The sequence below is a fragment of the Citrobacter sp. RHB35-C17 genome (genome assembly GCF_013816795.1).
GTDB lineage: Bacteria > Pseudomonadota > Gammaproteobacteria > Enterobacterales > Enterobacteriaceae > Citrobacter_A > Citrobacter_A amalonaticus.
The window spans coordinates 197,756-211,094 of record NZ_CP057150.1 but is presented as its reverse complement, the minus strand read 5'-3'; the positions used below and the strand labels follow the sequence as shown (position 1 = coordinate 211,094).

12 protein-coding genes are annotated in these 13,339 nt (G+C 53.3%); 6 read left to right on the top strand and 6 right to left on the bottom strand.

Annotated elements, in window-relative coordinates; genetic code table 11:
* The first annotated feature begins 76 nt into the window (after nucleotides 1-76).
* Nucleotides 77-289, top strand: coding sequence for an RNA chaperone/antiterminator CspA (gene cspA / locus HVZ37_RS00980; protein WP_000014594.1), 213 nt, complete (start codon nucleotides 77-79; stop codon nucleotides 287-289).
* Nucleotides 290-468: 179 nt separating this feature from the next.
* Nucleotides 469-1,008, top strand: a complete 540-nt coding sequence (gene cueP / locus HVZ37_RS00975) for a copper-binding periplasmic metallochaperone CueP (protein ID WP_042998572.1) — start codon at nucleotides 469-471, stop codon at nucleotides 1,006-1,008.
* Between the two features lie 79 nt (nucleotides 1,009-1,087).
* On the opposite strand, the gene glyS is transcribed toward cueP, so the two are convergent.
* The 3 genes from glyS to HVZ37_RS00960 form a co-directional block, all read right to left on the bottom strand.
* Complete coding sequence (gene glyS, locus HVZ37_RS00970) at nucleotides 1,088-3,157, bottom strand: glycine--tRNA ligase subunit beta (RefSeq protein ID WP_044253773.1); 2,070 nt, start codon at nucleotides 3,155-3,157, stop codon at nucleotides 1,088-1,090.
* A 9-nt stretch (nucleotides 3,158-3,166) separates the two neighbouring features.
* A complete protein-coding gene (gene glyQ / locus HVZ37_RS00965) occupies nucleotides 3,167-4,078 on the bottom strand; it encodes a glycine--tRNA ligase subunit alpha (protein WP_042323214.1) in 912 nt (303 codons plus the stop codon).
* Between the two features lie 96 nt (nucleotides 4,079-4,174).
* Entirely contained in the window at nucleotides 4,175-4,480 is a 306-nt protein-coding gene (locus HVZ37_RS00960) for a YsaB family lipoprotein (RefSeq protein ID WP_181628025.1), read from the bottom strand.
* 177 nt (nucleotides 4,481-4,657) lie between these two features.
* On the opposite strand from HVZ37_RS00960, the gene HVZ37_RS00955 reads away from it, so the two are divergent.
* Entirely contained in the window at nucleotides 4,658-5,653 is a 996-nt protein-coding gene (locus tag HVZ37_RS00955; RefSeq protein WP_181628024.1) for an acyltransferase, read from the top strand.
* A 130-nt stretch (nucleotides 5,654-5,783) separates the two neighbouring features.
* Here HVZ37_RS00955 and yiaB read toward each other — a convergent pair whose 3' ends face one another.
* The 3 genes from yiaB to xylA all read right to left on the bottom strand — a co-directional run bounded on the left by yiaB (nucleotide 5,784) and on the right by xylA (nucleotide 9,173).
* Nucleotides 5,784-6,131, bottom strand: coding sequence for an inner membrane protein YiaB (gene yiaB / locus HVZ37_RS00950; protein WP_181628023.1), 348 nt, complete (start codon nucleotides 6,129-6,131; stop codon nucleotides 5,784-5,786).
* A gap of 167 nt (nucleotides 6,132-6,298) precedes the next feature.
* Nucleotides 6,299-7,753: a xylulokinase gene (xylB, locus tag HVZ37_RS00945; protein WP_044253776.1), complete on the bottom strand. Its 1,455-nt coding sequence runs from the start codon at nucleotides 7,751-7,753 to the stop codon at nucleotides 6,299-6,301.
* A gap of 97 nt (nucleotides 7,754-7,850) precedes the next feature.
* Complete coding sequence (gene xylA, locus HVZ37_RS00940; protein WP_042998577.1) at nucleotides 7,851-9,173, bottom strand: xylose isomerase; 1,323 nt, start codon at nucleotides 9,171-9,173, stop codon at nucleotides 7,851-7,853.
* A 363-nt stretch (nucleotides 9,174-9,536) separates the two neighbouring features.
* Here xylA and xylF point away from each other — a divergent pair, with 363 nt between their 5' ends.
* The 3 genes from xylF to xylH all read left to right on the top strand — a co-directional run bounded on the left by xylF (nucleotide 9,537) and on the right by xylH (nucleotide 13,308).
* Nucleotides 9,537-10,529 (top strand): D-xylose ABC transporter substrate-binding protein, encoded by a 993-nt coding sequence (gene xylF / locus HVZ37_RS00935; protein ID WP_042998578.1) that lies wholly within the window; start codon nucleotides 9,537-9,539, stop codon nucleotides 10,527-10,529.
* Between the two features lie 78 nt (nucleotides 10,530-10,607).
* Nucleotides 10,608-12,149: a xylose ABC transporter ATP-binding protein gene (locus HVZ37_RS00930; protein ID WP_042998579.1), complete on the top strand. Its 1,542-nt coding sequence runs from the start codon at nucleotides 10,608-10,610 to the stop codon at nucleotides 12,147-12,149.
* Entirely contained in the window at nucleotides 12,127-13,308 is a 1,182-nt protein-coding gene (gene xylH, locus HVZ37_RS00925; protein WP_044328306.1) for a xylose ABC transporter permease XylH, read from the top strand. Before HVZ37_RS00930 ends, xylH begins: the two co-directional genes overlap by 23 nt.
* The last annotated feature ends 31 nt before the right edge of the window (nucleotides 13,309-13,339 follow it).

Below are 13,339 nucleotides of genomic sequence, written 5' to 3'. Positions count from 1 at the left end.
TCCTTAACGCTTAAAAAATCTGTAGAGCACGCCATATCGCCGAAAGGCACACTTATTTTTTAAAAGGTAATACACTATGTCCGGTAAAATGACTGGTATCGTAAAATGGTTCAACGCTGACAAAGGCTTCGGCTTCATCACTCCTGACGATGGCTCTAAAGACGTGTTCGTACACTTCTCTGCTATCCAGAACGATGGCTACAAATCTCTGGACGAAGGTCAGAAAGTTTCCTTCACCATCGAAAGCGGCGCTAAAGGCCCGGCAGCTGGCAACGTAACCAGCCTGTAAGCTTAGATAAGCTCAGAATTCAAGATCCCTGCCAGACGGCGGGGATTTTTTTTATCTCTTGCCCGCCTTTCGATATCCCTGTTTCCCTTCTTTGCATTACTTTACCTGGCCAGCCTTTGACCTTTCCCTAAGGGTAAGCTTTATAGTGAAAACCCTGTTTTTCACATGGAATTGACGCTATGTCCAGACTCCCGTTGTTCTTCACGCTAGGTTTACTCACCAGCGGCGCCGCGTTTGCTGCATCGCCAGAAGCCACATTCCTTGCCGAACATGGTCTTGCCGGTAAGTCAGTCGAGCAGATCGTGGATACCATCGATCAAACGCCACAATCCCGCCCGCTGCCGTATTCGGCTTCCATCACCAGTACCGAGTTAAAACTCGCTTCTGATGGGCAGATGTATACCCTGCCGTTGGGCGAAAAATTCTATCTCTCGTTTGCACCTTACCAGCAGCAGACGCACCCGTGCTTTAACCACAGTTTGTCCGGCTGCCAGGGTGAAATGCCGGACACGACGTTCAACGTTAAAGTGACGGATAACAAAGGCAATGTGCTGATTCAGAAACCGCTCAAAAGCTATCAGAACGGGTTTATCGGCGTCTGGTTGCCGCGCAATATTGAAGGGACAATAGAAGTGAGCTACAACGGCAAAACGGCATCACACGCCATTGCCACGAAGGATGACAGCCAGACCTGTCTGACGGAATTGCAGTTGCAGTAACTCTTCCTGTCCCGTCCATAAAAAAACCTGCCCGAGGGCAGGTTTCAGCGTTTGTTTGCGGTGGTGACTTGCGCGATGTTTATTGCAGCAGCGAAATATCCGCCACACGCAGGAACAGCTCACGCAGTTTTTCCAGCATCGAGAGGCGGTTGATACGCAACTCTTTATCCTCGACGTTCACCATCACTTTTTCGAAGAATAAATCGACCGGCTCGCGCAGTTCAGCCAGTTCCACCAGCGCGTCCTGGTAACGGCCTTCGGCAAAGTACGGTTCGAGCTTGTCACGCAGTACCACAACCTGCATCGCCAGCGCGATCTCTTCTGGCTCTTTCAACGTTGAGGCATTAACACGCTCGTTCAGCGTCTCATCAGACTTCGCCAGGATGTTAGAGACACGCTTGTTGGCTGCCGCCAGCGCAGATGCCGCTTCCAGCGTACGGAAGTGCGAGACCGCCTTCATACGCGCGTCAAAATCAGCCGGACGGGTCGGACGACGTGCCAGCACCGCCTGGATGGTATCCACGGTGTAACCTTCATCCTGGTACCAGGCCCGGAAGCGACCGAGCATAAAGTCGATCACGTCATCCACCACGTTCGCGTTGGTCAGCTTATCACCGTACAGACGCACCGCTTCCTCGGTCAGCGTTTGCAGATCGAGGTTCAGGTTCTTCTCAACGATAATGCGCAGCACGCCCAGCGCAGCTCGACGCAGCGCAAACGGGTCTTTGTCCCCTTTCGGGTGCTGACCGATACCGAAGATTCCCGCCAGGGTGTCCATCTTATCCGCAATCGCCAGTGCGCAGGCAATCGGGTTAGACGGCAGGTCATCACCGGCAAAGCGCGGTTGATACTGTTCGTTCAGAGCGACAGCAACATCTTCCGCTTCACCATCGTGGCGAGCATAGTGCATGCCCATTACGCCCTGGGTATCGGTGAATTCGAAGACCATGTTGGTCATCAGGTCACATTTCGACAGCAGGCCCGCACGGGTGGCATGGTTAACGTCTGCGCCAATCTGACCGGCAATCCAGCCCGCCAGCGCCTGAATACGATCGGTCTTGTCGCGCAATGTACCCAGCTGCTGTTGGAACAGCACGGTTTGCAGACGCGGCAGGTGATCTTCCAGTCGTTTTTTACGGTCAGTATTGAAGAAGAACTCGGCATCCGCCAGACGCGGGCGCACCACCTTCTCGTTACCGGAGATGATTTGCTGAGGATCTTTCGATTCGATGTTCGCAACGAAGATGAAGTTCGGCAGCAGTTTGCCGTCGTTGGCGTAGACCGGGAAGTACTTCTGGTCACCTTTCATGGTGTACACCAGCGCTTCAGAGGGTACCGCGAGGAATTTCTCTTCGAATTTCGCCGTCAGTACCACCGGCCATTCCACCAGCGAGGTCACTTCTTCCAGCAGGCTGTCGCTCAGATCGGCATTACCGCCAATAGTACGCGCCGCGTCTTCGGCATCCGCTTTGATTTTGGCTTTACGCTGTTCGTAGTCGGCAATGACCTTACCGCGCTCCAGCAGGATTTGCGGATACTGGTCGGCATTGTCGATGGTGAACTCCGGCTCGCCCATAAAGCGATGGCCGCGAATAATGCGATCGGACTGAATACCCAGAATGGTCGCCGGAATGACTTTGTCGCCCAGCAGCAGAGTCACGGTATGAACCGGACGTACGAAATGCACGTCGCTTGCTCCCCAGCGCATCAGTTTCGGGATCGGCAGTTTCGCCAGCGATGTAGCGATCATGTTCGGCAACAGCGCTTCGGCGCTTTCGCCTTTCACGTGTGCACGATACAGCAGCCATTCGCCTTTATCGGTGGTCAGACGCTCAGCCTGATCAACGGTAATACCACACCCCCGAGCCCAGCCTTCTGCCGCTTTGCTCGGTTTGCCTTCGGCATCAAATGCCTGGGCAATCGCCGGACCGCGTTTTTCAACTTCGCGATCGGGCTGTGATTCCGCCAGATTAGCGATTTTCAGCGCCAGACGACGCGGTGCCGCAAACCATTCAACATGGCCGTGCGCGATGCCGGCGTTATCCAGCTCCGCCGTCACGTTCGCAGCAAAGGATTCCGCCAGGCTGCGCAGGGCTTTTGGTGGCAGCTCTTCAGTGCCGATTTCCACCAGGAAAGTTTTCTCAGACATGGCCGCCTCTTATTTGTCTTTATTGCACATCGGGAAGCCGAGGGCTTCACGGGAAGCGTAGTAAGCTTCTGCCACTGCTTTAGTCAGGGTACGAATACGCAGAATATAGCGCTGGCGTTCGGTGACGGAGATGGCTTTACGCGCATCCAGCAGGTTGAAGCTATGGGCGGCCTTCAGAATACGCTCGTAGGCAGGCAGCGGCAGCGGCGTTTCCAGCGCCAGCAGTTGCTGCGCTTCTTTCTCGTACTGCTCAAAGCAGGTGAACAGGAAGTCCACGTCCGCGTATTCGAAGTTATAGGTGGATTGCTCCACTTCGTTCTGATGGAACACGTCGCCATACGTGGTTTTACCCAACGGGCCGTCGCTCCAGACCAGGTCGTAAACGCTGTCTACGCCCTGAATGTACATGGCCAGACGTTCCAGACCATAAGTGATTTCACCGGTGATCGGCTTACATTCCAGTCCGCCGACCTGCTGGAAGTAAGTGAACTGTGTCACTTCCATCCCATTCAGCCACACTTCCCAGCCCAGACCCCAGGCACCCAGCGTCGGGTTTTCCCAGTTATCTTCCACGAAGCGAATGTCGTGGATGGTTGGATCCATACCCAGCTCTTTCAGCGACCCGAGATACAGCTCCTGGATGTTGTCCGGAGAGGGCTTAATCACCACCTGAAACTGATAGTAGTGCTGTAAACGGTTCGGGTTTTCGCCATAGCGTCCATCAGTTGGACGACGAGAAGGTTGCACATACGCGGTTGCCATCGGTTCTGGCCCCAACGCACGCAGGCTGGTCATCGGGTGCGAGGTACCTGCACCCACTTCCATGTCCAAAGGTTGAACAATGGTACAGCCCTGACGAGCCCAGTAATCCTGTAATGTCAGGATCAGGCCCTGGAAGGTCTTGGTATCAAACTTTTGCATAGTATTTCGTGCTGGATACGTGTGGTTTTAAAAGGAAGGGTTCAGTATACCCGCTGACTGCAAGATATACAGTACGAAACGGGAAAAAGGCAGGGCTTAACGCATGGAAAGATGTAAAAACTGCCCATCCGCGTCAAAAGAGCAGACAAAACTCTCTTTACGGAAGGTAGCGCCGCGCATCTCATAACTTCCCTGAAATTGTTCAAAGCCCGTAACATCAATTTTCTGCGTACCGGTATTATAGCGTCGCGCAGCCTGATCTTTGCACAGCGCTTCCATATCCAGCGTGCGCGCGGGGCTGACTTTCACTTTCTGCGCCTTTTGTGTCGGCGATGGCTGGGAGGGTGTACATCCTGCCAGCAACAGAATCACCATTGCTGGAAAAAAAGATTTCATCATCATTTTATTACCGCCTAATTTACTGATCAGTCTTATTATTATTACGTTCGGTGTGGCAGACGCATTTTGCGAATCTCATCGGACCATCACAACCTTTAGTGTAAAAACTCAGATTAATCCAGCGGGACAGGCTGACAAAATGTGAGTCAGACCATTTTTGAAACGAAAACAGAGGAACTGATGCAGCCCAAAATTTTCTGGATTGATAACCTGCGAGGGATCGCCTGTCTGATGGTGGTCATGATTCACACCACAACCTGGTACATCACCAATGCACAGAGTGTCAGTCCCGTTAACTGGGATCTTGCCAACGTACTGAATTCGGCTTCACGCGTCAGCGTGCCGCTATTTTTTATGATTTCGGGCTACCTCTTTTTTGGCGAGCGCAGCGCACAACCACGCCATTTTTTACGCATCGCGCTGTGCCTGCTGTTCTACAGCGCCGTTGCCCTGCTCTACATCACATTATTTACTTCGATTAACGCCGAACTCTCCTTAAAAAATCTGCTGCAAAAACCGGTGTTCTATCATCTGTGGTTTTTCTTCGCGATCGCTGTGATCTATCTGGTCTCGCCGCTGATTGAGGTGAAAAACGTGAGTGGCAAAATGCTGCTGGTGCTGATAGTGGTCATTGGCATTCTCGCCAATCCGAATACCGTGTCGCAAAAAGTCGGCGGATTCGAGTGGCTCCCCATTAATTTGTATATCAACGGCGATACCTTTTACTACATTTTGTACGGGATGCTGGGACGCGCTATCGGCATGATGGAAACACAAAAACGCGCGCTTTCCTGGTTAAGCGCGGGACTTTTCATGCTGGCGGTGTGGGTCATCTCTCGTGGGACATTGCATGAACTACAGTGGCGCGGCAATTTTGCCGATACCTGGTATCTCTATTGCGGCCCCATGGTCTTTATCTGTGCAGTCGCGCTACTGACGCTGGTGAAAAACACGCTGAATACGCAAACGGTCCCTGGGCTGGGGCTGATTTCACGCCATTCACTCGGCATTTATGGCTTTCATGCGCTCATTATTCATGCCTTGCGCACCAGCGGTCTGGAAATCAAACGCTGGCCGCCGCTGGATATGTTGTGGATTTTCAGCGCGACCCTCGTGGCCAGTTTACTGCTTTCAATGCTGTTACAACGCATCGATACGCGCAGGCTGGTCAGTTGATGTTGAAATGCCCGGTCGTGGCGCCGGGCATTTCAGAGAGGCTAAAACCGTTATCAGGGAGAGCGCCGTCTCAGACGCCGTAACAAATAGCAAACCAGGAAACCCCACAGCAAAGTGATCCCCTTTTTATTTACTGATCCCATGCACGAATCAGGCGTACAAAACCCAGTAGACCCATAAAGAGCGCCACCGGATAGAGACCCCGCCCACTCAGTGATAGCGGCGCGTTGAGGATGCCGACCAGAAACAACCCCAGCGTGATAAGCGCGACCAGTTGGCACACGGTAACGACGCTATCGTCCAGTTGGTCGCGTTTTTCCTCACGTAGATAAACGTATGTGACAAACATTGCGGTCACCAGGACACCGAGGAAATAACCTTTTCCGCTCAGTAAGGGACATGCCATCCCTAAGCCGATAACGTAAATCGATGTGCCTGAGATGAGCAACAACCAGGAAATTAACGTTGAGCTTTTCACTGGGATCTCCTTATCCAACGGATGCAGATTAGGGATAACCTATGAAAGACAACACTGAAAAATGAACAGAAAATGGAATTTCAGAATAAATCCATATATTTAATTTATTGATCAATTATTTATATGCTTTGGGTTAATCCCTCCTGCAAAACAGGAGGGACTCAGGCTCAAGACATGAGTGGAAGTAGCTGCTGATAAAGACGACGGAAGGTTTCCCGGCGCTGTTGATAAACGCTATGGCGTTGCCTGTCAGGCATGTGTGTTTGTTCAAGCGGAAGTTGCGGTAATAACTCGGCTAATGGCTTCTCCGGATTCATCGCAATTTGCGCCAGACGAGCGGCACCCAGTGCCGGCCCCACATCACCACCGGTGCGATAATCCAGTTGCAGGCCGCTGATATCCGCCAGCATTTGCCGCCAGTACGCGCTGCGCGCACCGCCGCCGATCAGCGTGATGCTTTGCGGCTTCACCCCACAGGCATGTACCACATCCATCCCGTCGGCCAGCGCATAGCCCACGCCTTCCAGCACCGCGCGCGCCAGCTCAGCCGGTCCATGCTGATGGGTCAGACCAAAAAACACGCCTTTCGCCTGCGGATTATTGTGCGGCGTACGTTCACCTGAAAGATACGGCAAGAACCAGACAGGGTCGGCTGCCTCATCAGCCTGCTGCGCCGCATCAATCAGCGCCGGCACCGTCTTCAGACCGGTTAATGTTGCCGCCCAGTCCAGACAGGAGGCTGCACTTAGCATCACCGACATCAGATGCCAGCGCTCAGGCAACGCATGGCAAAAGCTGTGTACTGCGCTTTCGGGCTTGCTCAGGAAACCGTCACTGACGGCAAAATAGACGCCGGACGTTCCCAGTGACAGCATGGCCTGATCGGCATTGACCATCCCTACGCCGACTGCGCCCGCCGCATTGTCGCCACCGCCTGCAACGACAGAAACCGCAGGCATATCCCACGCCATTGCGACATCAGGCAGCAATTTGCCGGTAATCTCACTCCCTTCGAATAACGCGGGCATATGGTCACGGGTCAGGCCGCAGGCATTCAGCATCACGTTACTCCAGTCACGTTTTTCCACATCCAGCCACATCGTTCCCGCAGCGTCAGACATATCGCTGGCAAATTCACCGGTCATGCGTAAACGCAGATAGTCTTTCGGTAGCAGCACCTTTGCCACCTGCCGGAACACCGCTGGCTCGTGGCGCTGTACCCACAGCAGCTTCGGAGCCGTGAATCCAGGCATCATCAGGTTACCCGTGATGGCGCGCGACTGCGGTACCATTGACTCCAGCAACGCACACTCCTCGCCACAACGTCCGTCATTCCACAGAATGGCCGGTCGCAGCACCTGTTGCTGGCTGTCGAGCAACGTCGCGCCATGCATCTGCCCGGCAATCCCCAACGCTTTCACTTGACTTAACGAATGCTGCTTGCCCAACGCCTTCAGGGCGCGGTCGGTCGCCAGCCACCACTGTTCGGGATCTTGCTCCGACCAGAGCGGATGAGGACGAGAGACGGTGAGTTTTTCCGTTTGCGATGCGACCACCTCGCCTTGCTCATTGAGCAAAATCGCTTTCACGCCCGAGGTGCCAAGATCGATCCCAATATACATAGAGTGGGTTCCTTAAACTGAAATGCCCGGTGCCACAACGCTCACCGGGCTTGTCAAATCACCGACCAGGAAACGCTGCGTCACCCGGCGATATCGATTATTTATCGAACAGGTAATGATTCACCAGGTTTTCCAGCTGTTCCTGATGACCGCTCTGATGCACCGGCGCCAGGTTGTGCTGTTCAGCATAATGCGCCAGTTCGCTTAACGACATCTGTCCTTTCAGGATCTGCTGGCCCAGTTCGCTACTCCAGCCGGCATAACGTTTCGCGACGCGCTTATCCAGCTCGCCATCCTCAATCATGCGCGCGGCAATTTTCAGCGACAGCGCCATCGTGTCCATCGCGCCAATATGGCCATAGAACAGATCGTATTTATCCGTACTCTGACGGCGCACTTTGGCGTCAAAGTTCAGGCCACCGGTGGTGAAACCGCCCGCTTTGAGGATTTCGTACATCACCAACGCGTTCTCTTCTACGCTGTTCGGGAACTGGTCGGTATCCCAGCCCAGCTGCGCGTCACCCCGGTTGGCATCGACAGAGCCAAACAGACCCAGCGCAATCGCCGTGGCGATTTCGTGGTGGAACGAGTGACCTGCCAGCGTCGCGTGGTTAGCCTCAATATTCAGTTTGATCTCTTTTTCCAGACCAAACTGCTTGAGGAAGCCGTAAACGGTCGAGGCGTCGTAGTCATACTGATGCTTGGTCGGTTCCTGCGGCTTCGGCTCAATCAGCAACGTGCCCTGGAAGCCCGTTTTGTGCTTGTGCTCAACCACCATTTGCATGAAGCGGCCAATCTGCTCACGCTCCTGACGCAGGTCGGTATTCAGCAAGGTTTCGTACCCTTCACGTCCGCCCCACAGCACGTAGTTTTCACCGCCCAGTTTGTGCGTGGCGTCCATCGCCGTTACCACTTGGGTGGCCGCCCAACTGAACACTTCCGGATCCGGGTTCGTCGCCGCCCCGGCACCATAACGGGGGTTGGTGAAGCAGTTTGCCGTACCCCACAGCAGTTTCACGCCGCTCTGCTCTTGTTTCTCTGCCAGCACATCCACCATTTCGGCGAAGTTATTTTTGTACTCTTTCAGCGACGCGCCTTCCGGCGAAACATCGACATCGTGGAAGCAGTAGAACGGAACGTGCAGCTTGTGGAAAAATTCAAACGCGACGTCCGCTTTACGTTTTGCCAGCGCCAGCGCATCCCCCGGTTGCTGCCACGGACGATTAAACGCCCCGACACCAAACATATCAGCCCCGTTCCAGCAGAAGGTATGCCAGTAGCAGGCTGCAAAACGCAGATGATCTTCCATCCGTTTGCCCAATACGATCTCATCAGGATTGTAATGACGGAATGCTAACGGATTAGTGGAACGGGGGCCTTCATAACGAACGCGATCGAGTTGGTCAAAATATGCCTGCATAATGAACTCCATAATCAGGAAATACGACGAGAATAGGTCATGTCGTAATATTGAGCACTCCCCTCCCGTTGCTCAATTATGTTATTTCACACTGCTATTGAGAGAATTCACAAGTGTGCGCCACCTCGCAAAATAAAAATATCCATTTGCAAAAAATGGGTACTCTGCTGGCATAAATGCAACATTCAGTCTTCACCGTAAAAAGTACGATCCTGGTCATAATTCAGGAAATAAACCAAATTTCGTAACCGCAAGATAAAAATCTGTAATTGTCTTCCCCGTATGAATTGCTAAATTCTGCAACGTCTTATGCTGTGATTGTTACTTTTATTGTTGCTCCCTCTAACGAAAGGCATCACGATTATGAAGATGAAGAATCTCTTACTCACTGTCTGCACCTCCCTTTTGCTCACCAGCGTGGCAGGACATGCCAAAGAAATTAAAATCGGCATGGCGATTGATGACCTGCGCCTCGAACGCTGGCAGAAAGATCGCGATATTTTCGTCAGCAAAGCCGAATCGCTTGGCGCAAAAGTCTTTGTCCAGTCCGCGAACGGGAATGAAGAAACCCAGATGTCGCAGATTGAAAATATGATTAACCGAGGCGTGGATGTCCTCGTTATTATTCCTTATAACGGACAAGTATTAAGTAACGTGGTTAAAGAGGCGAAACAGGAAGGTATTAAAGTTTTAGCTTATGACCGCATGATCAATGACGCAGACATCGATTTCTATATTTCATTTGATAACGAAAAAGTCGGTGAATTACAGGCCCAGGCATTAGTTGAACGTGTCCCTCAGGGAAATTATTTTCTGATGGGCGGCTCGCCGGTCGATAATAATGCCAAACTCTTCCGCGCCGGGCAGATGAAAGTTTTAAAACCGTATATCGATTCCGGAAAAATAAAGGTGGTTGGCGATCAGTGGGTTGACGGCTGGCTGCCGGAAAATGCGCTGAAAATTATGGAAAACGCCTTAACCGCGAACAATAACAACATTGACGCCGTTGTCGCCTCTAATGACGCGACGGCAGGCGGTGCGGTTCAGGCGCTCAGTGCGCAAGGGCTTTCAGGAAAAGTGGCGATTTCAGGTCAGGACGCCGACCTTGCGGGTATCAAGCGCATTGTCGCAGGAACACAAACAATGACCGTGTATAAACCGATTACGCTGCTGGCCAATACCGCCGCCGAAATCGCCGTAGAACTGGGTAACGGACAGCAACCTAAAGCCGACGCTACGTTAAACAACGGTCTGAAAGATGTCCCCTCCCGCTTATTGACGCCGATTGACGTTAACAAAAACAACATCAATGAGACCGTGATTAAAGACGGATTCCATAAGCAGAGCGAACTGTAAGCGCAGCGCCCCAGCGATGGCTGCGGGCGCGCATTTCCCACTACGCCCGGTTCTCTCATTGGCTACTGCGGAGTCGCTATGTCCTGTCTACTTGAAATGAAGAACATCACCAAAACCTTCGGTGTCGTCAAGGCGATTGATAACGTCAGCCTCAGACTGAATGCCGGTGAAATTATTTCATTATGCGGCGAGAATGGCTCAGGTAAATCGACGCTGATGAAAGTACTGTGCGGTATTTATCCCCATGGCAGTTACGAAGGTGAAATTGTATTTGCTGGAGAAACGCTACAGGCCAACCATATTCGTGATACCGAGCGCAAAGGGATTGCCATCATCCATCAGGAGTTAGCACTGGTTAAGCACTTAACCGTGCTGGAGAATATTTTCCTCGGTAGCGAAATAAGCCGTCATGGCGTGCTGGATTACGACATGATGACCCTGCGCTGCCAAAAATTGCTCAGGCAGGTCAGTCTGGCAATTTCGCCCGATACCCGGGTGGGCGAACTGGGCCTTGGTCAGCAACAGCTGGTTGAAATTGCGAAAGCGCTGAATAAACAAGTGCGCCTGCTGATTCTGGACGAGCCGACAGCGTCACTCACCGAACAGGAAACAACGGTGCTGCTGGAGATCATCCGCGATCTGCAACAGCACGATATCGCCTGCATCTACATTTCACACAAGCTGAACGAAGTGAAAGCCATTTCCGACACGATCTGCGTGATCCGTGATGGCAAGCATATTGGCACCCGCGACGCGGCTGGCATGAGCGAAGACGATATCATCACCATGATGGTTGGCCGCGAACTCACTGCACTCTACCCCAGCGAACCTCACACCACGGGTGAAGAGATTTTACGCGTTGATCACCTCACGGCCTGGCATCCCGTCAATCGCCATATCCGGCGCGTGAATGACGTTTCCTTCTCACTAAAGCGCGGCGAAATCCTGGGGATTGCTGGTCTGGTCGGCGCGGGACGCACGGAGCTTGTTCAGTGTCTGTTTGGCGTCTGGCCCGGGCGCTGGGAAGGAGAGGTGGTGATTGACGGTCAGTCCGTTAACATCCGCAACTGCCAGCAGGCCATCGCCCACGGGATCGCCATGGTTCCGGAGGACCGCAAACGCGATGGTATTGTGCCGGTCATGGCGGTGGGGAAAAACATTACCCTCGCCGCGCTTGATCAGTTCACTGGCAAGGTAAGCCAGTTAGACGATGCCGCCGAATACAAATGCATCCTCGAATCCCTGCAACGTCTCAAAGTCAAAACGTCTTCTCCTGAGTTGGCGATCGGACGTCTGAGCGGTGGGAATCAACAAAAAGCCATTCTGGCGCGCTGCCTGTTGCTTAACCCGCAAATTCTCATCCTTGATGAGCCTACCCGGGGCATCGATATCGGCGCGAAATATGAAATCTACAAGCTCATTAACCAGCTCGTTCAGCAGGGTATCGCCGTAATTGTCATTTCGTCTGAATTGCCCGAAGTGCTGGGGCTCAGCGACCGCATTCTGGTGATGCATGAAGGAAAACTGAAAGCCAACCTGGTCAATCATAACCTGACGCAAGAGCAGGTGATGGAAGCCGCTTTGAGGAGCGAACATCATGTCGAAAAACAATCCGTCTGACGTTAAACTCACCGCCCCACTGACGGGCGTTTTTCCTGGGATTAAATCGCTGAATCTACAGGTGTTCGTGATGATCGCGGCCATCATTGTGATCATGCTGTTCTTTACCTGGACAACGGACGGTGCGTATCTCAGCGCACGTAACGTCTCCAACCTGCTCCGCCAGACCGCGATTACGGGGATCCTGGCGGTCGGCATGGTATTCGTCATCATCTCAGCGGAAATCGATCTCTCCGTCGGTTCCATGATGGGACTGCTGGGCGGCGTCGCGGCTATCTGCGACGTCTGGCTGGGTTGGCCGCTGCCGTTCACCATTATCGTCACGCTGGCGCTGGGATTGCTGCTCGGCGCCTGGAATGGCTGGTGGGTCGCTTACCGCAAAGTTCCCTCATTTATTGTGACTCTGGCCGGGATGCTGGCGTTTCGCGGTATCCTCATCGGCATCACCAATGGTACAACCGTATCGCCGACCAGCTCCGCCATGTCGCAGATTGGGCAAAGCTACTTATCCAATGGATTGGGCTTCACCCTCGGCGCGATGGGTTTGATGGCGTTTATCGGCTGGCAGTGGCGCGGGCGCATGCGCCGGCAGTCCCTGGGTCTTGATGCCCCGGCGTCAACCAGCGTAGTGGGCCGCCAGGCATTAACTGCCGTGATTGTGTTAGGCGCCATCTGGCTGTTGAATGATTATCGCGGTGTGCCGACGCCCGTTCTGCTGCTGGTATTTTTGCTGCTCGCCGGGATGTTCATGGCGACACGAACCGCATTTGGCCGACGTATTTATGCCATAGGGGGCAATCTGGAGGCCGCCCGTCTTTCCGGCATTAACGTCGCGCGGACCAAACTGGCGGTGTTCGCCATCAATGGTCTGATGGTGGCGATTGCCGGGCTCATTCTCAGTTCGCGTCTCGGTGCCGGGTCGCCATCGGCGGGAAACATCGCCGAACTGGACGCCATTGCCGCCTGCGTCATCGGCGGAACCAGCCTGGCGGGTGGCGTCGGCAGCGTTGCCGGCGCAGTGATGGGTGCATTTATTATGGCTTCTCTGGATAACGGAATGAGTATGATGGATGTCCCAACGTTCTGGCAGTATATCGTGAAGGGAGCGATTCTGTTGCTGGCAGTATGGATGGATTCAGCGACAAAACGCCGCGCCTGAACTGCTGAAAAATAGGGCTATTTTTATGCCG